Here is a 22484-nt window from a genome sequence, read left to right as displayed (position 1 = left end):
CGGACATAATCGCGGTTTGCATGCAGCTTGCCATTCCGCCGATCCTCCATGTCCGAATCCTTCCGCTGGCCCGCCGGGGCCGACCCGTTCCGTTTCCTCGAAGCGCTCGACAGCAAGCGCGCCCGCACGTGGGTCGACGAGCAGAATGCGCGTACGCGCGCCGCGCTGCGCGACGACGATGCCTATCGCGCGCTGACCGCGCGTCTCGCGAAAGCGTATCTGCCGCGTGAACGCCCGGTGATTCCGACCCGCTGGCGCGACTGGGCGTACGACCTGTGGCAGGACGATCTTCATCCGAAGGGACTGTGGCGCCGCACGCGCTGGGCCGACTGGCGTGCCGGCCAACCTGCGTGGGAGACGCTGCTCGACGTCGACGCGCTCGGCGCCGAAGAGGGCGAGTCGTGGGTGTTCGAGCAGGAGGCGATCCTGTATCCGGACGGCGATCGCGTGCTGCTGTCGCTGTCGCCGGGCGGCGCCGATGCGGTCGTCGTGCGCGAATTCGATCTCGTCGAGCGCCGGTTCGTGGACGGCGGCTTCACGATCGACGCGCCGGGCCATCATACGGTCGGCTGGATCGACCGCGACACCGTGTACGTGAGCTGGGATCGCGGCGAAGCGCATGCGACCGCGGCCGGTTATCCGTATGAAGCGCGGCGCTGGGTGCGCGGCACGGCGCTCGCCGACGCGCCCGTCGTGTTCAGCGGCGAGCCGGACGACATCAGCGCGGGTGCATGGTACGACCCGATCGACCGCCGCCACGTTGCGTGGCGCAGCGTCGATTTCTTCGACGCGCACGCGTACCGGCTGACCGACGCGGGCGAATGGGCGCGCTACGACGTGCCGACGCATGTCGAGGTCGGGTTCTGGGAAGGCTGGCTCGTGCTGGAGCCGCGCCTCGACTGGGATTGCGACGGTGTGCGCCACGCGGGCGGCTCGCTGCTGGCGATTCGCGAGCAGGCGTTCCTCGCCGGCGCGCGCGAATTCACGACGCTGTTCGCACCGCGGCCGACCACGTCCGCCTGTACGTGGACGCACACGCGCACGACGCTGATCGCGAGCTGGCTCGACGACGTGCACAACCGTACGATGCTGTGGCAGCCGCGGCAGGCCGACGACGGGTCGTGGACGTGGGATGCGCGGCCGTTCGACTGGCCGGGCGATGCGCAGATCGACGTCGAGCCCGTCGAGTCGACGCTGAACGACGAGGTGTACGTCGACGTCGACACCTACCTCGATCCGCCCGAATGCTGGCTGGCCGATCTGGCCGATCGCGCGGACGATGCGCCGTCGCGCCGCGTGCTGCTCGACCGGCCGCCGGTGCAGTTCGACGCGGCCGGGCTGGTCGTCCGCCGCGCGAGCGCGCGTTCGCGGGACGGCACGGTGGTGCCGTACACGCTGATCGGGCCGCGCGATGCGCTCGACGCACCGCCGGGCGGGGCGCGCGTCGCCCGGCCATGCCTGCTGTCGGGCTATGGCGGTTTTGCGATCCCGAACCTGCCGGGCTACAGCGATGCGTTCGGCATCGGATGGCTCGAACGCGGCGGCGTGATGGCGTTCGCGCACATCCGCGGCGGCGGCGAATTCGGGCCGCGCTGGCACACCGACGCGCAGCGTGAACATCGTCAGCGTTCGTTCGACGATTTCATCGCGGTCGCCGAGGATCTGGCCGCGACCGGCGTGACGAGTGCCGCCCAGCTCGGGATCGAGGGCGGCAGCAACGGCGGGCTGCTGGTCGCCGCGTGCATGATGCAGCGGCCGGAGCTGTTCGGCGCGGTGCTGTGCCGCGTGCCGCTGCTGGACATGCAGCGCTATCCGAAGCTGCACGCGGGCGCCGCATGGCTCGACGAATACGGCGACCCGGACGATCCGCGCGAAGGCGCGGCGCTGGCCGCGTATTCGCCGTATCACCGGGTGCGCGAAGGGGTCGTGTATCCGCCGTTGTTGCTGACGACGTCGACCCGCGACGACCGCGTGCATCCCGCGCATGCGCGCAAGATGGCGGCGCGCATGCAGGCGCTCGGTCACGAACGGGTGTGGTACTGGGAGAACACCGACGGCGGCCACGGCAGCGCGGACGATCTCGAACGCGCGGAAGCCGATGCGGCCGAATTCGGCTTCCTGTGGGCCCATCTCGGGCCGGCGCCCGCGCGGCGCTGATCGCGCGCGGGCCCGAAGATCAGCCGACGATCGCGACGACGGGCGTGTGGTCGGACGGCTGCTCCCACGTGCGCGGCGTGCGATCGACTTCGCACGACGCGCAGGTCGCCGCGAGTTCCGGCGACAGCAGGATGTGGTCGATGCGCAGCCCCGCGTTGCGGCGGAATGCCATCATCCGGTAGTCCCACCACGTGAAGGTTTTCTCGGGCTGCTCGAAGCGGCGGAACGCATCGACGAAGCCGAGTTCGATCAGCTGCGCGAAGTGCGCACGCTCCTGCGGCGACACGAGGTTCTGGCCTTCCCATTTCGCCGGATCGTGCACGTCGCGGTCTTCCGGCGCGATGTTGTAGTCGCCGAGCAGCGCGAGCTTCGGGTAGCGTTGCAGCTCGGTGCGCAGCCACGCCTGCAGCGCGTCGAGCCACTGCATCTTGTAGACGAACTTGTCGGAGTCGAGCGCCTGGCCGTTCGGGAAGTAGGCGGACACGATGCGCACGCCGTCGACCGTCGCGGCGATCACGCGCTGCTGCGGATCGTCGAAGCCGGGGATGTTGCGCACGACGTCCGATTCGTCGACGACGAGCGTGTCGCGCGCGAGGATCGCGACACCGTTGTAGGTCTTCTGGCCCGTGAACCAGCTGCGGTAGCCGGCCGCCTCGAGATCGGCGCGCGGGAATTTCTCGTCCGGCAGCTTCAGCTCCTGCAGGCACAGTACGTCGGTGCCGCTTTGCGCGAGCCAGTCGAGCACGTGCTGTTTGCGGACGTTGAGCGAGTTGACGTTCCAGGTGGCGATTTTCATGAACGGGAGGGTGCGTGCGGCGTGAATGCGAAGGCCGCCATCTTACCGCGAGCATGGGGTGCGAACGCACAAGGTCATGCAGGCTCGCGCATGTGTCACGCATCGCCGCTCGGGCAGCAGAACCGGAAATTGTGACAAAAGTATTGACGTGAGTACTTCCTCACCCTATAATTTATTTCTCTGACGCGGGGTGGAGCAGTCTGGCAGCTCGTCGGGCTCATAACCCGAAGGTCACAGGTTCAAATCCTGTCCCCGCAACCAAGCACACCAGACGATGTGCGGCGCAATTGACCGATGCGCACTTCGTCCACGAAAAACCCGGCTCTGTGCCGGGTTTTTTGTTTTCCGCGTCCGCCTGTTATTTCGGCGCGCCCGGGCTCCCGGGCAGGAAGCCGTTCTCGAGCTGATAGGTCGTCGTGTTGACCAGCGTGGCCCGCGCGTTCGGTGTGCCCGACAGCACCGCGCACTTGTCCTTCCCCGTATTCAGCCGGATCGACCGCTCGGTCGTCGGGTAGTCCACATCCTTCAGGTAGAAATGCGGCAGTGACGTCATGTAGCGCGCGTACGGCACGCATGGCCGCTGCATCGGGTCCTTCGACGCAGCATTGAACGGAAAGTATTCGTCGAACAGATAAGCCGAACTCGACAGGCCGCCCCAGTCCGCCGGCACCGCGATGCTGCCGGTCGGCGTCGTGGCGCCGGTGGCGACGTCCGTGATGAAGCCGTCGACGGTCGAGCGCCCGTCGCTGCGATTGGCCTGCGTCACGGTGACCTGCAGCCGATAGGCATGGCCGGTTTTCCACGGGTAGGCGATCGAGCACGACGTGCCGGAACCGCCGTCGGCGCCGCCGCGGCAATTCGCCGACAGCGGCGCCGTGCCGGTGCCGAACGCGCTGAAGATCACCACGTTGGTGCCGCGGGTGCGCGGCTGGATGCCGGTGTACATCGCGTGCCCGCCATGTTGCGACGACAACTGGTTGGCCCAGTAGTAGCTGGCGTTGACCTCGGTCGGCAGTAAGCACGAGACCAGTACCGTCTGTGAACGCTCGGTGACGAGTGCCATGATGTCCTGTGAAGGACACGAATGACCGGTCGTGTCCACGATAGGAGTTGTGGACAGAGTGACTCAGACAGTCGAGATCCCGCCGAAACGGCAAACTCGCCGACATCCGACGGAATGGAAGCGGACCATCGTCGCGCTGACATTCGAGCCCGGCGCGTCGGTCGCCCGTGTTGCTCGCGAGAACGGCATCAATGCCAATCAGGTGTGGGCATGGCGCCGCCTCCATGCGCAAGGCCTGCTAACGGACGATGCGATTCCAGACGCAATGCTGCCGGTTGTCGTCAACGAACCGTCTCAGCCGTCGATGGCGCTCGAGGTGCCGACTGAGACCGACAACATACCGTCCGGCTCGATCCAGATTCAGCATGGCAAGACGTCGATTCGCATCGAAGGCGCGCCGGACCCCGACGTGCTGCGTTCTGTTCTCGATCGCATTCTACGATGATCGGTCTGCCTCAAAACACGCGGATCTGGATCGCGGCGGGCGTCACCGATATGCGATGCGGCTTCAATTCGTTGGCCGCGAAGGTACAGACGGTGCTGGAGAAAGATCCGTTCTCTGGACACGTGTTCGTGTTCCGGGGCAAGCGCGGTGACCTGCTGAAGTGCTTGTATTGGAGCGACGGCGGGCTATGTTTATTGGCGAAGCGGCTCGAAAAAGGACGCTTTGCTTGGCCCCGTGCCGACTCTGGTGTGGTCGCGCTGACAACCGCGCAGCTGTCGTTGTTGCTCGAGGGCTTCGATTGGCGACAGCCGGTCGAAGCCGTGCGTCCACGTAGCGCGCTGTAAACCATTGTTAACTGGCGTTCGCGTGATCGCGGGCAGTCGTAAACTGTCCTCATGGAATCAACCTCGACCGCGCTGCCCGACGACATCAACGCTCTGAGAGCGTTGCTGCTTGAGCGTGATGCTCAGGTAGCTGAGCTGCGAAAGCAGCTCTCGTCGCGGGCTCTCGAAATCGAGCATCTGAAGCTCACGATCGCGAAACTGCGCCGAATGCAGTTCGGCCGGAAATCGGAGAAACTAGATCTCCAGATCGAACAGCTCGAATTGCGGCTGGAGGATCTGCAGGCTGACGAAGGCGCCGCCGATGCGTCTGCCGCTCCCGAGGCAAAGCGGCCGCGCCGCGAAGGTGCGAGCCGCAAGCCGCTACCCGGACATCTTGAACGCGAAGAGCGCGTCCATCTGCCCGCCGATGATGACTGCCCCGATTGCGGTGGGCAGCTCAAGCCGTTGGGCGAAGACATCGCGGAGCAACTCGAATACGTGCGTGCGCACTTCCGTGTGATCCGTCATCGCCGCCCGAAGCTGGCCTGCGCGCGCTGTGACCGCATCGTGCAGGCCGCGGCGCCGAGCCGCCCAATCGATCGGGGCATCCCGGGTCCGGCGCTGCTCGCCCACATCGCCGTGTCGAAGTTCGCATACCACCTCCCGCTGCACCGCCAGGCGGTGATGTACGCGCGTGACGGCGTCGAGATCGATCCCGGCGCGATGGGCTACTGGATGGGTAGCATCACGGCGCTGCTCGCACCGTTGGTCGACGCCGTGCGCCGCTACACGTTGGCCTGCGGTAAGGTGCATGCGGACGACACTCCGCTACCGGTGCTGGTGCCGGGCAACGGTCGTACGAAGACAGGACGCCTCTGGGTCTACGTGCGCGATGATCGGCAGAGTGGCTCCGACGAACCGCCGGCGGCCTGGTTCGCCTACACGCCTGATCGCCGTGGTGAGCATCCGCAGCGACATCTCGCTGACTTCGCCGGCGTGCTGCAGGCTGACGCGTTCGCTGGCTATGCCGAGCTGTATCTCGACGGCCGCGTCCAGGAAGCCGCATGTATGGCTCACGCGCGCCGGAAGATCCACGACCTGCATGCGGTGCGCCCCAACGCCGTGACGGAGGAGGCGCTGCGGCGGATCGGTGCGCTCTACAAGATCGAAGAGCAGATCCGCGGCAAGCCGCCCGACGAACGGCGCAGTGTGCGCCAAGCGCGGGCGGTGCCGCTACTCGACGACATGAAGCGCTGGTTCGAAGCGACGCTTGCCACGCTCTCTGCAAAATCTGACACGACCAAGGCGATTCGGTACGCGCTGAATCGCTGGCCGGCGCTCGTCTACTACTGCAGCGATGGGTGTACGGAGATCGACAACCTGATCGCCGAGCGAGCATTGCGAGGCGTCGCTCTCGGACGGCGGAACTATCTGTTCGCCGGCGCCGACTCTGGCGGCGAACGTGCCGCCGCGATGTACAGCCTGATCGGCACGGCACGTCTGAACGGCCTCGATCCCGAGGCGTATCTCGCCTACGTGCTCGAGCGCATCGCCGACCATCCGGCCAACCGGGTCGACGAACTGCTCCCGTGGAACGTCGCACCATCGCTGCCGCCTACTGCTCGCGTCGAGCCCATCCGATAGCGTCGCGGAGCTCCGCGGTCAACAACCTGCACTACGGTACTGCTCGGGCGCTTACGGTCGGCACGACTTCAGGCGTGATGTCCCACGTCATGCGATCGAAGCCGTCGCTGGGCGTCGTGGCGGCCGATGCGGCGATATTCGGGTCGGCATGCGCGTTGAGCGTGGCCGACACGGCAAGCAGCGCGCCGAATACGGTGCTGAGTCTTTTCATGTTCCTGTTTCCCGTTGGTGGAAAAAGAGACCGCGACGAGCAGCGTCGATTGCGGTGGCGCTGCTCGCGTACCAATTTGCAGTCACTTTATTACCAAGGGACAAGCCGTCGTGTCGACGCGTCCGTGTGAACCGGGCGCGTGATGCGCGGGTCGTTCGTGCCGGGCCCCGTGTGACGGGCGAGAGCGGGGCGTCGGGCGAGCCGCGACGCGTACGTCGGGAGAGTGAATCCCGGCGCACGAAACAATGCGGCGACGCCATTCGGCGACGCGTGTCGGTACGCGACGGCGTGTGTCGTTCAGCGCGCCGCCCACTCGACGGCCGCTTTCGCATGCAGCGCGGTCGTATCGAATACCGGCAGCGGCGAGTCGTCCGCACCGATCAGCAGCGTGATTTCCGTGCAGCCGAGGATCACCGCCTGTGCGCCGCGCGTGGCCAGTGCGTCGATGATCGACACGTACGTCGCGCGCGATTGCGCCGAGATGACGCCGTGGCACAGCTCGTCGTAGATGATCCGGTGCACGTCGTCGCGCCCGGGTTCGTCCGGCACCAGCACGTCGAGCCCGAACTTCTCGCGCAGCCGCGCCGCGTAGAACGGCAACTCCATCGTGTAGCGCGTGCCGAGCAGCGCGACGCGCTCGACGCCCGCGGCGCGCAGCGCGCTGCCGGTCGGATCGGCGATGTGCAGGAACGGCAGTGTCACCGCGGCCTCGATCGCGTCGTGCACCCGATGCATCGTATTGGTCGTCAGGACGACGAGGTCGGCGCCCGCTGCTTCGAGTTGCCGCGCGGCGTCGGCCATCCGCTCGCCGAGCGCGGCCCAGTCGTGCGTGCGTTGCAGCGCTTCGATGTCGGCGAAGTCGACCGTGACCAGCACGCTCTTCGCGTTGTGATGCCCGCCGTGCAATGCCTTCGAGTGCCGGTTGATCATCCGGTAGTACTCGGCCGATGATTCCCAGCTCATGCCGCCGATCAGTCCGATCGTCTTCATCCGTCACCTTTGCGTTTCGTGTCTCGCGGCAGACGAGTATAGGTGTCGCTGCCCGTGCCCGGCCGGTACGATCCGCACAAACCGGGCCGGTACGGCGCAGCCGGTTGCGCGTGGCCGGCTCCGGCCGCACGCGGCAGTTGAAACCGGCACTGTGTTTTTGTACAGTATCGGCACCGTGAGCCCGACCACCATTCCGCCTGCCGATCCGCACGCGCCGCCGCCCGGCGACGCGCCGCCGCGCATGCGCAAGATCATTCATTGCGACTGCGACTGCTTCTACGCGTCGGTCGAGATGCGCGACGACCCGTCGCTGCGCAACCGGCCGCTCGCGGTCGGTGGCCGTCCCGACCAGCGCGGCGTGATCGCGACCTGCAACTACGAGGCGCGGCGCTACGGCGTGCATTCGGCGATGTCGTCGGCGCTGGCGATGCGCAAGTGTCCGGACCTGCTGATCCTGCCGTCCGCGATGGACAAGTATCGCGCGGCGTCGCGGCAGATCATGGCGATCTATCGCGACTACACGCCGGACGTCGAGCCGCTGTCGCTCGACGAAGCCTATCTCGACGTCAGCGGGTCCGAACGTTGTCAGGGCAGTGCGACGCTGATTGCGCGCGAGATCCGCGAGCGGGTGCGCGAGACGGTCGGCGTAACCGTGTCGGCGGGCGTTGCGCCGAACAAGTTCATCGCGAAGATCGCGTCCGACTGGAACAAGCCCGACGGGCTGTTCGTCGTGCGGCCGCACGAGATCGATGCGTTCGTCGCGGCGCTGCCGGTGCGCAAGCTGCACGGCGTCGGCAAGGTGACGGCCACGCGGCTCGACCGGCTCGGCATCCAGACCTGCGCGCAGTTGCGCGACTGGCCGCTGATCGACCTGCACCGCGAGTTCGGCGCGTTCGGGCGGCGGTTGTACCAGCTGTCGCGCGGGATCGACGAGCGGCCGGTGCAGGCCGACCAGGAGCGCAAGTCGGTCAGCGTCGAGACGACCTACGTGACCGACCTGACGACGCTCGAGCAATGCGCGGACGAAATCCGCCGCCTCGTCGTGCAACTCGACGCGCGGATCGAGCGCGCGGGCGCCGTGCGGTCGATCCGCAAGCTGTACGTGAAGATCCGCTTCGCCGATTTCCAGCGCACGACGGTCGAGTGCGTGGCCGATGCGACCAACGCCGAGACGGCCGTCACGCTGCTCGCGAAGGGGTTGCTGCGGCGCGCGCAGCCGGTTCGGCTGCTGGGCGTCGGCGTGCGCATCGACGAGGACACGGCCGAGCGCCACGGGCAATTCCTGCTGTTCGACGACGAAGTGGGCGACGGCACGTCCGCGCCATGAAAAAGGCACCGCCGAAGCGGTGCCTGTCGATGCGGCCGGACGAGCCGGGCTACGCGCGCTCAGTGCGCGGACGCGGCCATCCCGTTGTGGCGCAGCAGCGCGTCGATCTGCGGCTCGCGGCCGCGGAACGCCTTGAACGATTCCATCGCCGGACGGCTGCCGCCGACCTCGAGGATTTCGCGGCGATAGCGCGTGCCGGTTGCCGCGTCGAGCACGCTGCCGCTGGCGGCGGCCGCTTCCTCGAACGCCGCGTACGCATCGGCCGACAGCACTTCGGCCCACTTGTAGCTGTAGTAGCCGGCCGCATAGCCGCCCGCGAAGATGTGGCTGAACGTGTTCGGCCAGCGCGAGAACGGCGCCTGCGGGATCACGTGATAGCGCTCGTTGATCTCGCGTGCGAACGCGGTCACGCCGGTGGTGCCGGCCGGGTCGAAGTCGACGTGCAGCAGCATGTCGAACATCGAGAACACGATCTGGCGCAGCGTGCCGAGCCCGCTCTGGAAGTTCTTCGCGGCGATCATCTTGTCGAATAGTTCGCGCGGCAGCGACGCACCCGTGTCGACGTGCGACGACATCGACGACAGCACGTCCCATTCCCAGCAGAAGTTTTCCATGAACTGCGACGGCAGTTCGACCGCATCCCATTCGACGCCGTTGATGCCCGACACGCCGAGCTCGTCGACGCGCGTGAGCATGTGGTGCAGCCCGTGGCCGAATTCATGGAACAGCGTGATGACTTCATCGTGCGTGAAGCACGCGGGTTTGCCGCCGACCGGCGCGGAGAAGTTGCAGGTCAGGTACGCAACGGGCGTCTGCACGTCGCCGCCGCGCTTCGCGCGCGACCGCGCGTCGTCCATCCACGCGCCGCCGCGCTTGCCTTCGCGTGCGTACAGGTCGAGGTAGAACTGCGCGACGAGCGAGCCGTCGCGGTTCTCGACGCGGAAGAAGCGCACGTCCTTGTGCCACACCGGCGCGTCGTCCGGCTTGATCCGCACGCCGAACAGCGTTTCGGTGACGGTGAACAGGCCCTTCAGCGCGGCCGGTTCCGGGAAGTACTGCTTGACCTCGTTTTCCGAGAACGCATAGCGCTGCTGGCGGAGTTTTTCGGCCGCGTACGCGACGTCCCACGGGGCGAGCTCGGTGAGGCCGAGCTCCTTCGCGGCGAACGTGCGCAGTTCGTCCCAGTCCTTGTCCGCGTGCGGGCGGGCGCGCGTCGCGAGATCCTCGAGGAATGCGATCACCTGCTGCGGCGATTCGGCCATCTTCGGCGCGAGCGACACTTCGGCGAAATTGCGGTAGCCGAGCATCTGCGCTTCTTCACGGCGCAGCTTCAGCTCGTCGGCGACGATCGCCGTGTTGTCCCATTCGGCCTTGCCGTCGCCGTATTGCGGCCCGAGCTCCGACGCGCGCGTCGCATAGGCGCGGTAGAGCGTCTCGCGCAGCGCGCGGTTGTCCGCGTACTGCAGCACCGGGAAGTACGACGGGAAATGCAGCGTGAATTTCCAGCCTTCCTTGCCGTCCTTTTGCGCGGCTTCGCGGGCGGCCTCGATCGCGTCGCCGGGCAGGCCGGCCAGCTCGGCTTCGTCGTGGGCGAAGTACGCGTACGCGTTGGTCGCGTCGAGCACGTGATCGGAGAACGCCTTCGACAGCGCGGCCTGCTGTTCCTGCAGTTCCGCGAAGCGCGGCTTCTGGTCCTCCGGCAGCTCGGCGCCCGACAGGCGGAAGTCGCGCAGCGCATTGTCGAGGATCTTCTTGCGCTCGGCCGACAGCGTCGCGTATTCGGCGCTCGCGGCGATCGCCTTGTACTTTTCGTACAGCGCGAGATTCTGGCCGACGCTCGACCAGAATTCGGTCACGCGCGGCAGGTTTTCACCGTACGCAGCCCGCAGTTCGGGCGTGTCGGCGACCGCATTCAGGTGGCCGACGATGCCCCATGCGCGGCCGAGCGGCTCCGTGGCCCGCTCGACCGTCTCAACGACGGCGGCCCACGTCGACGGCGTGTCGCTCGCGCTCGCGGCTTCGACCGCGCGGCTGGCGGCATCGAGCAGCGTATCGAGCGCGGGCGTCACGTGTTCCGGGCGGATCTCGCCGAAACGGGGCAGGCCGGAGAAGTCGAGGAGCGGATTGGTGTTGGCGCTGGCGGACATAAGACTCCCTGTCTGTTGCCGGATGAACCGGGATGAAAAGGGTAACGGCGGCGGCGCGCGAACGCGCCCGATACCGACATTATTGGGGTGCATCGTGCGCTTTCCAATCGTTAGTTTCTAATGACGCGATTGACGCAGGGTCGGATGCGCAGCGAGGCGCGCCGGCTGGCGCGATGCAGCCGGGCGATTGCGGCTGGCGAGACACCGGCGCACGGAAGCGCGCGCCGGCTGGGCGGGTGGCGCGTCAGGCCGCGGCGGCCGCGGCGCGTTCGGCGGATTCGATCGTGTTGATCAGCAGCATCGTGATGGTCATCGGACCGACGCCGCCCGGCACCGGCGTGATGTAGCCGGCGACTTCCTTCACGCCCGCGAAATCGACGTCGCCGCACAGCTTGCCTGCGTCGTCACGGTTCATGCCGACGTCGATCACCGTCGCGCCCGGCTTCACCATGTCGGCGGTCAGGATGTTGCGCTTGCCGACCGCGGCGACCACGATGTCGGCCTCGCGCGTATGCGCGGCGAGGTCGCGCGTCTTGCTGTGGCAAATCGTCACGGTCGCCCCGGCGTCGAGCAGCATCATCGCCATCGGCTTGCCGACGATGTTCGAGCGGCCGATCACGACCGCGTTCGCGCCCTGCAGCGCAATGCCGTGCGCTTCGAACATCTTCATCACGCCGTACGGCGTGCACGGGCGGAACAGCGGCTTGCCGGTCATCAGCGCGCCGGCGTTCGCGACGTGAAAGCCGTCGACGTCCTTTTCCGGCGCGATCGCCTCGATCACCTTGTGGCTGTCGATGTGCGCGGGCAGCGGCAGCTGGACGAGGATGCCGTGGATCTTCGGGTCGCGGTTCAGTTCGTCGATGCGCGCGAGCAGGTCGGCTTCCGACAGCGTGGCCGGGTACGCATCCTTCAGCGAGAAGAAACCGTTGTCCTCGCAGGCCTTGATCTTGTTGCGCACGTAGACTTCGCTCGCCGGATTTTCGCCGACGAGGATCACCGCGAGACCGGGCTGGTGGCCGCGGGCGGTCAGTGCGGCGGCGCGCTCGGCGGCCTGACCGCGCAGGGTCTTCGAGAGGGCGTTGCCGTCGATGAGGAGGGCTGTCATGGTGGTGGGTCCTGCCGGGAAGTTGGAATGCGGGCGTACGACGCGCGAAGCGCCGTAGCAAAGCACGTAATTATACCGTTCGCCTGCTGCCGTCCGACAGCGAATCAACGGGAAGCGTCATGGCCGCGGCGCGTGCGCGCCGGGAGGAACGGCCGCCGCCGCGCGAGTGGGCCGCATCGCGCGGGGCGGCAAATACCGGTTGCGGGCCGGGCGGGCCGTGCCGCCGCGGCCGGAGAACCCGCTCAGGCCTGCTTTTTCGACAGCGCGAGGCGCAGCACGTCGGCCACCGTGTTGACGTTGAGCTTTTCCATGATGTTCGCGCGGTGCGCCTCGACCGTCTTGATGCTGATGCCGAGGTCGTCGGCGATCTGCTTGTTCAGGCGGCCGGCGATGATCCGCTCCAGCACCTGCTGCTCGCGCGCGGTCAGCTTCGACAGGCGTTCGCTCGCGGCACGCTGTTCCTGGACGCTCTTGCTTTCGCTTCGGGCCTTGTCGAGCATCCGCTCGACGAGCTTGCGCAGCTCGGCTTCGTCGAACGGTTTCTCGATAAAGTCCATCGCACCCTTTTTCATCGTCGACACGGCCATCGGCACGTCGCCGTGACCCGTGACGAAGATGATCGGCAGCGCGGCATTGTCGGCGATCAGGCGTTCCTGCAATTCGAGGCCGCTCATGCCCGACATCCGCACGTCGAGGATCAGGCACGCGATCTGGCCGGCCTGCTGCGCCGGCTGGTAGGCATCGAGGAACTGCTCGGCGCTCGAGAAGCATTGCACGCGATAGCCGTTCGCCTCCAGCAGCCAGCGCAGCGAGTCCCGTACGGCCTCGTCGTCGTCGACGACAAAGACGGTTTCCTGAGTGGTGGTGACAGGGCTATTCATAGTTCTCCCGTAACGGTATGTGATGCCGATGCCTCGCGCCCCCCTTGGCCGAGATCAGCGGGTTCCCCAATGGGCAGGCTGCAGTGGAACGTCGCGCCGGAAATGCGGCCATCCGGCTCGACGTTGTTGACCACCCACAGACGCCCCCGATGCGATTCGATGATCGAACGGCAGATGTTCAGCCCCATGCCCATGCCATCGGACTTGGTGCTGTAAAACGGTTCGAACAGGCGCTCGGCGGTCGCTTCGTCGACGCCCGGGCCCTGGTCGATCACACGGATGTCGACGAAGCCCGCATCGATATCGGCGACGACGCGGATCACGCCGTCCGCCGACGCCGGCTTCACGTCGGCCATCGCCTCGGCTGCGTTCTTCATCAGGTTCATCAGCACCTGTTCGATCAGCACGGGGTCGACATAAATAATAGGCATTCTTGCGAGGATTTCCGTGACGATCCGGATCCTGCGCTTTCTGGCCTCGATTTCGGCCAGCCCGACCGCATCGGCGACGATGTCCGCGACCCGTGCCGGCTGGCGCTTCGGCTCGCTGCGCTTCACGAATTCGCGGATCCGCTTGACGATCATCCCCGCGCGCAGCGCCTGCTGCGCGGTCTTTTCCAGCGCGGGCTGCAGCGTCTCGGGCGTGCCGCGGCCGCTCTTCACGAGCGCGAGCGTACCCGAGCAGTAGTTGTTGATCGCGGCGAGCGGCTGATTCAATTCGTGAGCAATCGATGACGCCATTTCGCCCATCGTCATCAATCGGCTCGTGAACTGCAGCTTTTCTTCCTGCTGATGCGCGAGCTCCTGCGCTTTCTTGCGGGTCGTGATGTCGGTCGCGATCTGCATCTGCGCGAGGTGGCCGTCCACCCACTGGATGTACTGGCGGCGCACCTCGAACCACTTCTGGATGCTCTCGACGTACACCTCCTGCGCATCGGCGGTGCTGCTCGTCAGCGCGGCGGCCGGCAGCCCCGCGAACGCGTCGACCATGTCGATCGAGTCGGACGACGCCTGCGCGCGGTCGAAGCCGCCGCCCGACAGCTCCAGGTGGCCGTCCGGACGAATGCCGAACAGGTGGCGGTAGTAGCGGTTCGCGAACAGCAGCTCGGCTTCGTCGGCGGCGAGCACCGACACCGCGGCGTCGAGGCTTTCGAGCACCGTCGTGAAGCGTTCGTGCGCGGCGGCGAGTTCCTCGCGTGCGCGCTTCGGCTCGGTGATGTCGGTCATCGACGACATCCAGCCGGTCTGGCGGCCCGAGCTGTCGATCAGCGGCGACACGTACAGGCGCGCATGGAACAGCGTGCCGTTCTTGCGCCGCACGCGCAGCTCGAAGCCCGAGCTCGGCGCCTTGCCGCGCAGCGTCATGTCGAGCTGGCGCTGCATTTCCGGGTACGCGTCGCGCGGCCAGTACGGGAACGGTGCGACCTTGCCGACGAGATCGGTTTCGTCCCAGCCCGTCATCCGGCAGAAGGCAGGGTTCACGTGCGTGATGCGGCCGTGCATGTCGAGCACGCGCATGCCGATCAGCACCGAGTTTTCCATCGCGCGGCGGAAGAACGCTTCCGCGTACAGCGCCTGCTGTGCCTCGAAGCGCTGGCGCGTGTGCTTCCACAGGCTCCAGAGGCTCCACAGCACGAAGCACGACAGGCCGGCGACGAGCCACACGAGTGTGTTGTTGGTCAGGTTGGTGAGCTGCGGGAACGCATACACGCGCACCGTCAGCCCCTGGCCGGGCGGGTCGAGCGGCAGATCGTAGTGGGAGTCGCGCGGCAGGCGCGGGCGTGTCGACGTGGACGACAGTTCGCGGTTGTTCGAATCGGTGATCGAGATCTTGTATTTCGACGACAGTTCCTGCGGGATGTCATGCTTCAGGATGCCCTCGACCGAGAACACCGCGGCGATCGAGCCGAGATAGTCGCGGTCGCCGCGCATCACGGGCGTCTGCAACGTGATGAAGCCGTTACCGAAGTCGTCGTAGATCAGCGGCGAATAGGCCTGGCGGCGCGTGCTGCGCGCCTCGTCGTACGCGCCGCGCACGGCGTCCTGCATCTGTGCGTCGCCGGGCTTCGCGAGGCGCTGGCCGAGCAGCGGCGGATGCACGGTGGGCCAGCGTTGCACGCCGGGCGCCGTATACCAGTTCAGGTAAAGGATTTCCGGATGCGTCTGCATCACGTCCGCGACGGCCATCTGGAATGCATTCTGGTCGAGACGGCCGGACGCGAGATCGCGCGACAGCGCCTGCAACTGTTCCTGCGCGCCCGTCATCGACAGGCGGATCTGCTGCTGGGCCCACGCGACGTTGCGAAAGAGGGTGTCTTCCTGCTGCTGCTGTTCGCGCCGGTTCAGGCTCCACAGGATGAGGCTCATCACCACGAGGAACACCAGGATCGACAGCAGCGGCGTCAGCAAATAGGAATTGGACCACCACGGTCCGTGGTGCCAACGGGACGGCTGCGACTCCGCCGGCGGGCCCGGCGGTCGCGCCGAGCGTGCGAAAAGCCGATCGGTCAACATGGCAGGATTGTAGCGCAGCGCAATACATGGAAAACCTATACCGGATATGTTGAACGGAAACGGTTTTGTTCCGACGCGACGTGCCGGAGAGCCCCGAAATATGGGTGCAGCGCAGCAATATTCCGTATTACGAGAAAAGATCTCACAATTCGAAAATTTTGTTGCGCGGGCCCGTCCACGCTCATTACAATCCGCTGGAGCTTGCCCGCAGCCGGCCGCGTCGCGTCGTCTGCACGAGAGCGATCCTCACATTCCAGGACCCAGGAGACGAGAATGTCCGCTGTACCGAACGAAGTGATGAAATATGTCGCCGCCGAACGTGACGACGACCCGCAAGAAACCGTCGAGTGGCTGGAGTCGCTCGATGGCGTGATCTCCTCCGTGGGCACTGGCCGTGCGCATTACCTGATCGAAAAGCAGATCGAATTCGCCCGCATGCACGGCGAACACCTGCCGTTCTCCGCCAATACCCCGTACATCAACACGATTCCGGTCGAAGCCCAGGCGAAGATTCCGGGCGACCAGGACATCGAGCACCGCATCCGTTCGTACACGCGCTGGAACGCGCTGGCGATGGTGCTGCGCGCAGGCAAGGACACGAACGTCGGCGGCCACATCGCGTCGTTCGCGTCGGCCGCGACGCTCTACGACGTCGGCTACAACCACTTCTGGCACGCAGCGTCCGACCAGCACGGCGGCGATCTCGTGTTCGTGCAGGGCCACTCGTCGCCGGGCGTGTACTCGCGCGCGTTCCTGCTCGGCCGTCTGTCGGAAGAGCAGCTCGACAACTTCCGCCAGGAAGTCGACGGCAAGGGCATCTCGTCGTACCCGCACCCGTGGCTGATGCCGGATTTCTGGCAGTTCCCGACCGTGTCGATGGGTCTCGGCCCGATCATGGCGATCTACCAGGCGCGCTTCATGAAGTACCTGGAGTCGCGCGGCATCGCGAAGACGGAAGGCCGCAAGGTGTGGGCGTTCCTCGGCGACGGCGAGACGGACGAGCCGGAATCGCTCGGCGCGATCGGCATGGCGAGCCGCGAGAAGCTCGACAACCTCGTGTTCGTGATCAACTGCAACCTGCAGCGTCTCGACGGCCCGGTGCGCGGCAACGGCAAGATCATCCAGGAACTCGAATCGGAATTCCGCGGCGCCGGCTGGAACGTGATCAAGGTCATCTGGGGCAGCCGCTGGGATGCGCTGTTCGCGCGCGACAAGTCGGGCGCGCTGATGCGCCGCATGATGGAGTGCGTCGACGGCGAATACCAGACGTACAAGTCGGAGTCGGGCGCGTACGTGCGCGAGCACTTCTTCAACACGCCTGAACTGAAGGCGCTGGTCGCCGACTGGTCGGACGACGACATCTGGGCGCTGAACCGCGGCGGTCACGATCCGCACAAGATCTACGCGGCGTTCCACGAAGCCACGAACACGAAGGGCGCGCCGACCGTCATCCTCGCGAAGACCATCAAGGGCTACGGGATGGGCGAGTCGGGCCAGGCGATGAACATCACGCACCAGCAGAAGAAGCTGCCGGTCGAGCAACTGAAGAAGTTCCGTGACCAGTTCCGCCTGCCGATCACCGACGAGCAGATCGCCGACGTGCCGTACCTCAAGTTCGAGGAAGGTTCGAAGGAACTCGAATACATGCGCCAGAAGCGCATGGACCTCGGCGGCTACCTGCCGCACCGCCGCGAGAAGGCGACGTCGCTGCCGGTGCCGGCGCTCGACGCGTTCGAGCCGCTCTTGAAGGGCACGGGCGAAGGCCGCGAGATCTCGACGACGATGGCGTTCGTGCGGATCCTGAACATCCTGCTGAAGGACAAGGCGCTCGGCAAGCGCGTCGTGCCGATCGTCCCGGACGAATCGCGTACGTTCGGCATGGAAGGCCTGTTCCGCCAGATCGGTATTTGGAACCAGGAAGGCCAGAAGTACGTGCCGGAAGATTCCGACCAGCTGATGTTCTACAAGGAATCGCAGACCGGCCAGATCCTGCAGGAAGGCATCAACGAAGCGGGCGGCATGTGCGACTGGATCGCGGCGGCGACGTCGTATTCGACGCACGGTGAGATCATGGTGCCGTTCTACATCTTCTACTCGATGTTCGGCTTCCAGCGGATCGGCGACCTCGCGTGGGCCGCGGGCGACATGCGTTCGCGCGGCTTCCTGCTGGGCGGCACGGCGGGCCGGACGACGCTGAACGGCGAAGGCCTGCAGCACGAAGACGGTCACTCGCTGCTGTGGGCGGCCTCGGTGCCGAACTGCGTGAGCTACGACCCGACGTTCGGCTACGAACTCGCGGTGATCATCCAGGACGGCCTGCGCCGCATGGTGCAGGAGCAGGAAGACGTGTACTACTACATCACGGTGATGAACGAAAACTACGAGCACCCGGCGATTCCGCAGGGCGAGCACGTGGCGGCCGACATCATCAAGGGCATGTACGCGTTCAAGAAGGCCGACGCCGACAAGAAGGCGCCGCGCGTCCAGCTGCTCGGCGCGGGCACGATCTTCAACGAAGTGATCGCCGCCGCCGACCTGCTGAAGAACGACTGGGGCGTCGCCGCCGACCTGTGGAGCGTGCCGAGCTTCACGGAACTCGCGCGCGAAGGCCATGAGGTCGAGCGCTGGAACCTGCTCCATCCGACCGAGGAGCGTCGCCTGTCGCACGTGCAGAAGTGCCTGAAGGACACGCAGGGCCCGGTCATCGCATCGACCGACTACGTCCGTGCGCTGGTCGACCAGATCCGTGGCCAGATCGATCGCCGCTTCGTCGTGCTGGGCACCGACGGCTTCGGCCGTTCGGATACCCGCGAGAAGCTGCGTCACTTCTTCGAGGTCGACCGTCACTGGGTCACCGTCGCCGCGCTCAACGCGCTGGCCGACGAAGGCACGATCGAGCGCAAGGTGGTCGCGGACGCGATCGCCAAGTACAACCTCGATCCGTCCAAGCCCAACCCGATGACCGTTTAACGCACACGCCGTGTGATGCCGCGCGCCGCTCCCGCGAGGAGCGCGCGCGGCCATGGAGACAGAAACAGATGAGTCAAGCGATCGAAGTGAAGGTGCCGGATATCGGCGATTACAAGGACGTGCCGGTCATCGAGATCGGCGTGAAGGTGGGCGATACGGTCGAGCCCGAGCAGTCGCTCGTCACGCTCGAGTCGGACAAGGCGACGATGGACGTGCCGAGCCCGGTCGGCGGCGTCGTGAAGGAAATCAAGGTCAAGGTCGGCGATTCCGTGTCGGAAGGCTCGCTGATCGTCCTGCTCGAAGGCGGCGCAGGCGCCCAGGCGAACGGCGCGGCCGCGCCGGCAGCAGCGCCGGCTCCCGCAGCGGCGCCGGCCGCTGCTGCGCCCGCTGCCGCCCCGGCAGCATCCGGCGGCACGCTCGAAGTGAAGGTGCCCGACATCGGCGACTACAAGGACGTTCCGGTGATCGAGATCGGCGTGAAGGTCGGCGACACGGTCGAGAAGGAACAGTCGCTCGTCACGCTCGAATCGGACAAGGCGACGATGGACGTGCCGAGCCCGGCCGCCGGCGTCGTGAAGGACATCAAGGTCAAGGTGGGCGATTCGGTGTCGGAAGGCACGCTGATCGTGCTGCTCGAAGCCGCCGGCGCACCGGCTGCCGCACCGCAGGCCAGCGCACCGGCTCCGGCCGCTGCCGCGCCCGCGCCTGCCGCTGCACCGGCGCCCGCGCCTGCGAAGGCTGCGCCGGCACCGGCAGCCGCCGCCCCGGCCGCCGCGCCGTCGGGCGAATACCGCGCCAGCCACGCATCGCCGTCGGTCCGCAAGTTCGCACGCGAACTCGGCGTCGACGTCGCACGCGTGCAGGGTTCGGGTCCGAAGGGCCGCATTACGAAGGAAGACGTCACGGGCTTCGTGAAGGGCGTGATGACGGGCCAGCGTGCGGCGCCGGGCGCGGCAGCCGCGCCGGCAGGCGGCGGCGAGCTGAACCTGCTGCCGTGGCCGAAGGTCGACTTCTCGAAGTTCGGCCCGTTCGAGGCGAAGCCGCTGTCGCGCATCAAGAAGATCTCGGGCGCGAACCTGCATCGCAACTGGGTGATGATCCCGCACGTCACGAACAACGACGAAGCGGACATCACCGAGCTCGAGGCGCTGCGCGTCCAGCTGAACAAGGAGCACGAAAAGGCGGGCGTGAAGTTCACGATGCTCGCGTTCGTGATCAAGGCAGTCGTCGCCGCGCTGAAGAAATTCCCGACCTTCAACGCGAGCCTCGACGGCGACAACCTCGTGTTCAAGCAGTACTTCCACGTCGGTTTCGCGGCCGATACGCCGAACGGCCTCGTCGTGCCGGTGATCCGCGATGCGGACAAGAAGGGCCTCGTCGACATCGCGAAGGAAATGAGCGACCTGTCGAAGGCCGCGCGCGAAGGCAAGCTGAAGCCGGACCAGATGCAGGGCGGCTGCTTCTCGATCTCGTCGCTCGGCGGGATCGGCGGGACGAACTTCACGCCGATCATCAACGCGCCGGAAGTGGCGATCCTCGGGTTGTCGCGCGGCCAGATGAAGCCGGTGTGGGACGGCAAGCAGTTCGTGCCGCGTCTCATGCTGCCGCTGTCGCTGTCGTATGACCATCGCGTGATCGATGGCGCGGAAGCCGCGCGGTTCAATGCGTATCTCGGCGCGTTGCTCGGCGATTTCCGTCGCATCATTCTTTGATGAGCGGGGAGGTGGCTCGCGGGGGCGTGGGTTTGTTTTTGGTTCTCTACGCCCTTTCGTTGAACCTGTTGCGCTAACGGTCTGCTAGCGTCGCCCCTGCGCGGGGCGGCGGTCACTTTTCTTTGTCTTCCAAAGAAAAGTAACCACAAGAAAGGCGCGTCCTTGGGCGGACGGCAAAGGTGGTCATGCCCAGGGTTGTGGTTTTTGCCCGGCCGTAGTCAGGTTCTTTCGCGGGTTCCTCCCCCTCTGTCTGCAGTCAATCAAGAAGGGGACAGTCATGAGTCTCATCGAAGTCAAGGTTCCGGATATCGGCGATTTCAGCGGCGTCGATGTCATCGAAGTCAACGTGAAACCCGGCGACGTGATCGAAAAAGAGCAAACGCTCATCACGCTCGAATCCGATAAAGCCTCCATGGAAGTGCCCAGCGACGTCGCCGGCACCGTCAAGGAAGTCAAGGTCAAAGCCGGCGAGAAAGTCTCGCAAGGCACCGTCATCGCCATCGTCGAAGCATCGGCAGGCGCAGCCGCGCCCGCACCCGCGAAAGCACCCGAAGCGCCGAAGGCCGCAGCAGCTGCACCGGCCCCGGCCGCCGCGCCGGCACCCGCGCCGCAAGCCGGCAGCTACAGCGGCGCGGCCGACATCGAGTGCGACATGCTCGTGCTCGGCGCCGGCCCCGGCGGTTACTCGGCCGCGTTCCGCGCGGCCGACCTCGGCATGAAGACCGTGCTCGTCGAACGCTACTCGACGCTCGGCGGCGTGTGCCTGAACGTCGGTTGCATCCCGTCGAAGGCACTGCTGCATACGTCGCTCGTCGTCGAGGAAGCCGCGGCGCTCGCGTCGCACGGCATCACGTTCGGCAAGCCGCAAGTCGATCTCGACAAGCTGCGCGACTTCAAGGGCGGCGTCGTCAAGAAGCTGACGACGGGCCTCGCCGGCATGGCGAAGGCACGCAAGGTCGAAGTGGTGACCGGCGTCGGCGCGTTCGTCGATCCGTTCCACATGGAAGTGCAGGGCGAAAACGGCAAGAAGGTCGTCAAGTTCAAGCAGGCGATCATCGCCGCGGGCTCGCAGGCCGTGAAGCTGCCGTTCATGCCGGAAGACCCGCGCGTCGTCGATTCGACGGGCGCGCTCGAACTGCGCCAGCTGCCCAAGCGCATGCTCGTGATCGGCGGCGGCATCATCGGCCTCGAAATGGCCACGGTGTACTCGACGCTCGGCGCCGAGATCGACGTCGTCGAAATGATGGACGGCCTGATGATGGGCGCCGACCGCGATCTCGTGAAGGTCTGGGAAAAGTACAACGCGAAGCGCTTCGGCAACGTGATGCTGAAGACCAAGACGGTCGGCGCGGAAGCGAAGGAAGACGGCATCTACGTGAAGTTCGAGGGCGAGAAGGCGCCGGCGGAAGCGCAGCGCTACGACCTCGTGCTCGTCGCGGTGGGCCGCAGCCCGAACGGCAAGAAGATCGGTGCCGACAAGGCCGGCGTCGCGGTCACGGATCGCGGCTTCATCGAGGTCGACAAGCAGATGCGCACGAACGTGCCGCACATCTTCGCGATCGGCGATATCGTCGGCCAGCCGATGCTCGCGCACAAGGCCGTGCACGAAGGCCACGTTGCCGCGGAAGCCGCGCACGGCGAGAAGGCGTACTTCGACGCGCTGCAGATTCCGTCGGTGGCCTACACCGATCCGGAAGTGGCGTGGGCCGGCAAGACGGAAGACCAGTGCAAGGCCGAAGGCATCAAGTACGGCAAGGCCGTGTTCCCGTGGGCCGCTTCGGGCCGTGCGATCGCGAACGGCCGCGACGAAGGCTTCACGAAACTGATCTTCGACGAGGAAACCCATCGCGTGATCGGCGGCGCGATCGTCGGCCTGAACGCGGGCGACCTGATCAGCGAAGTGTGCCTCGCGGTCGAGATGGGCGCGGACGCGGAAGACATCGGCAAGACGATCCATCCGCACCCGACGCTCGGCGAATCTGTCGGCATGGCCGCCGAGCTGTACGAAGGCGTCTGTACGGACCTGCCGCCGCAGCGCAAGAAGTAACGCGAACGGCGCGGCCGGCCACGTGCCGGCCCGGAAAAAACGCCGCCGCCCGGATCATCCGGGCGGCGGCGTTTTCTTTGGTGTGCGCGCGACAGGCTAGAAGGCGGAGCGCCGTTGCCGCTCGCCCACGCCCCCATGTTCCGGCGCCAGAAA

The 22484-nt window shown here is 66.3% G+C and carries 16 protein-coding genes and 1 tRNA gene; 9 read left to right on the top strand and 8 right to left on the bottom strand.

Annotation, left to right across the window (positions count from 1 at the left end; all coding sequences use genetic code 11):
• Nucleotides 1–48: 48 nt before the first annotated feature.
• Entirely contained in the window at nt 49–2157 is a 2109-nt protein-coding gene (locus tag DTA15_RS02845) for a prolyl oligopeptidase family serine peptidase (protein ID WP_006482548.1), read from the top strand.
• Nucleotides 2158–2176: 19 nt separating this feature from the next.
• On the opposite strand, the gene xth is transcribed toward DTA15_RS02845, so the two are convergent.
• On the bottom strand, nt 2177–2953 hold the full coding sequence (xth, locus tag DTA15_RS02840; RefSeq protein WP_006482552.1) for an exodeoxyribonuclease III: 777 nt from the start codon (nt 2951–2953) through the stop codon (nt 2177–2179).
• A gap of 184 nt (nt 2954–3137) precedes the next feature.
• On the opposite strand from xth, the gene DTA15_RS02835 reads away from it, so the two are divergent.
• Nucleotides 3138–3214: transfer RNA gene (locus DTA15_RS02835), tRNA-Met, on the top strand.
• A gap of 97 nt (nt 3215–3311) precedes the next feature.
• On the opposite strand, the gene DTA15_RS02830 is transcribed toward DTA15_RS02835, so the two are convergent.
• Nucleotides 3312–4016: a DUF3472 domain-containing protein gene (locus tag DTA15_RS02830; RefSeq protein WP_006482555.1), complete on the bottom strand. Its 705-nt coding sequence runs from the start codon at nt 4014–4016 to the stop codon at nt 3312–3314.
• A gap of 58 nt (nt 4017–4074) precedes the next feature.
• Here DTA15_RS02830 and tnpA point away from each other — a divergent pair, with 58 nt between their 5' ends.
• From tnpA to DTA15_RS02810, 3 genes are read left to right on the top strand one after another with little or no spacing between them, the layout of a single operon-like run.
• On the top strand, nt 4075–4461 hold the full coding sequence (tnpA, locus tag DTA15_RS02820; protein ID WP_006481758.1) for an IS66-like element accessory protein TnpA: 387 nt from the start codon (nt 4075–4077) through the stop codon (nt 4459–4461).
• Entirely contained in the window at nt 4458–4805 is a 348-nt protein-coding gene (tnpB, locus tag DTA15_RS02815) for an IS66 family insertion sequence element accessory protein TnpB (protein ID WP_006481825.1), read from the top strand. Before tnpA ends, tnpB begins: the two co-directional genes overlap by 4 nt.
• Nucleotides 4806–4856: 51 nt before the next feature.
• Entirely contained in the window at nt 4857–6428 is a 1572-nt protein-coding gene (locus tag DTA15_RS02810; RefSeq protein WP_006482547.1) for an IS66-like element ISBcen14 family transposase, read from the top strand.
• A gap of 31 nt (nt 6429–6459) precedes the next feature.
• Here the strand turns inward: DTA15_RS02810 and DTA15_RS02805 are convergent, their stop codons facing one another.
• Both DTA15_RS02805 and DTA15_RS02795 read right to left on the bottom strand, forming a co-directional pair.
• Nucleotides 6460–6639, bottom strand: coding sequence for a hypothetical protein (locus tag DTA15_RS02805; protein ID WP_006482556.1), 180 nt, complete (start codon nt 6637–6639; stop codon nt 6460–6462).
• A gap of 297 nt (nt 6640–6936) precedes the next feature.
• Nucleotides 6937–7629: an aspartate/glutamate racemase family protein gene (locus tag DTA15_RS02795; protein WP_006482553.1), complete on the bottom strand. Its 693-nt coding sequence runs from the start codon at nt 7627–7629 to the stop codon at nt 6937–6939.
• Nucleotides 7630–7780: 151 nt separating this feature from the next.
• Here DTA15_RS02795 and dinB point away from each other — a divergent pair, with 151 nt between their 5' ends.
• A complete protein-coding gene (gene dinB / locus DTA15_RS02790; RefSeq protein ID WP_006482551.1) occupies nt 7781–8956 on the top strand; it encodes a DNA polymerase IV in 1176 nt (391 codons plus the stop codon).
• A 59-nt stretch (nt 8957–9015) separates the two neighbouring features.
• Here dinB and DTA15_RS02785 read toward each other — a convergent pair whose 3' ends face one another.
• From DTA15_RS02785 to fixL, 4 genes are all read right to left on the bottom strand, one after another.
• Nucleotides 9016–11103 carry a M3 family metallopeptidase gene (locus DTA15_RS02785; protein ID WP_006482545.1) on the bottom strand — a complete coding sequence of 696 codons (2088 nt, stop codon included), beginning with the start codon at nt 11101–11103 and terminating at the stop codon, nt 9016–9018.
• Nucleotides 11104–11347: 244 nt separating this feature from the next.
• On the bottom strand, nt 11348–12208 hold the full coding sequence (gene folD, locus DTA15_RS02780) for a bifunctional methylenetetrahydrofolate dehydrogenase/methenyltetrahydrofolate cyclohydrolase FolD (RefSeq protein ID WP_006482550.1): 861 nt from the start codon (nt 12206–12208) through the stop codon (nt 11348–11350).
• A 242-nt stretch (nt 12209–12450) separates the two neighbouring features.
• Nucleotides 12451–13089: an oxygen response regulator transcription factor FixJ gene (gene fixJ, locus DTA15_RS02775; protein ID WP_006482544.1), complete on the bottom strand. Its 639-nt coding sequence runs from the start codon at nt 13087–13089 to the stop codon at nt 12451–12453.
• On the bottom strand, nt 13086–15602 hold the full coding sequence (fixL, locus tag DTA15_RS02770; RefSeq protein ID WP_012492712.1) for an oxygen sensor histidine kinase FixL: 2517 nt from the start codon (nt 15600–15602) through the stop codon (nt 13086–13088). Before fixL ends, fixJ begins: the two co-directional genes overlap by 4 nt.
• A 273-nt stretch (nt 15603–15875) precedes the next feature.
• Here fixL and aceE point away from each other — a divergent pair, with 273 nt between their 5' ends.
• The 3 genes from aceE to lpdA all read left to right on the top strand — a co-directional run bounded on the left by aceE (nt 15876) and on the right by lpdA (nt 22331).
• Nucleotides 15876–18572 carry a pyruvate dehydrogenase (acetyl-transferring), homodimeric type gene (gene aceE / locus DTA15_RS02765; RefSeq protein WP_006482558.1) on the top strand — a complete coding sequence of 899 codons (2697 nt, stop codon included), beginning with the start codon at nt 15876–15878 and terminating at the stop codon, nt 18570–18572.
• A 68-nt stretch (nt 18573–18640) separates the two neighbouring features.
• On the top strand, nt 18641–20284 hold the full coding sequence (gene aceF / locus DTA15_RS02760) for a dihydrolipoyllysine-residue acetyltransferase (protein ID WP_012492711.1): 1644 nt from the start codon (nt 18641–18643) through the stop codon (nt 20282–20284).
• 277 nt (nt 20285–20561) lie between these two features.
• Nucleotides 20562–22331: a dihydrolipoyl dehydrogenase gene (gene lpdA, locus DTA15_RS02750; RefSeq protein WP_006481971.1), complete on the top strand. Its 1770-nt coding sequence runs from the start codon at nt 20562–20564 to the stop codon at nt 22329–22331.
• Nucleotides 22332–22484 lie beyond the last annotated feature (153 nt).

This window comes from Burkholderia cenocepacia (assembly GCF_900446215.1).
Taxonomy (GTDB): domain Bacteria; phylum Pseudomonadota; class Gammaproteobacteria; order Burkholderiales; family Burkholderiaceae; genus Burkholderia; species Burkholderia cenocepacia.
This window is presented reverse-complemented; position numbering and strand designations above follow the sequence as displayed.